General features: G+C 66.1%; 1 pseudogene. It reads right to left on the bottom strand.

Annotation, left to right across the window (positions count from 1 at the left end):
* A pseudogene (locus ACXJKJ_RS31705) lies at positions 1-546 on the bottom strand (malate synthase A); the annotation flags it as partial.
* Between the last annotated feature and the right edge of the window lie 9 nt (positions 547-555).

Here is a 555-nt window from a genome sequence, read left to right as displayed (position 1 = left end):
GCGCAGTACCGCGTGCTGGTTCGGCCCGGGCATGTGTTCGTCGAAGATCGCCTGTGCCACCGGGATCAGCGCCGGATGCGCCACCCAGGTGCCGTCGTGGCCGGCGGTGACTTCGCGCAGCTTGTCCGCCCGCACCCGCGCCATCGCCTGTTCGTTGGCGGCGGCATCGTGGTTGATCGGGATCTGCGCGGCCATGCCGCCCATCGCATGCGCGCCGCGGCGGTGGCAGGTGCGGATCAGCAGTTCCGAATAAGCCTTCAGGAACGGCTGSGTCATSGTSACCTGGCCGCGCTCGGGCAGCACCTTGTCGGCGTGGCGGCGGAAGGTCTTGATGTAGGAAAAAATGTAGTCCCAGCGCCCACAGTTCAGGCCGACGATGCGGTCGCGCAGCGCATGCAGGATCTCGTCCATCTCGAACACCGCCGGCAGTGTTTCGATCAGCACCGTGACCTTGATCTGCCCGTGCGGCAGGCCGAGCATGCCTTCGATGTGCGACAGCGCGGTCTCCCACAGCGCCGCCTCTTCCATGCTCTGCAGCTTGGGCAGGTAGAAGTA

It is taken from the genome of Roseateles sp. P5_E1 (genome assembly GCF_054049335.1).
Note: the sequence above shows the minus strand (reverse complement) of the source record. Positions and strands in the feature narration are given on the sequence as shown.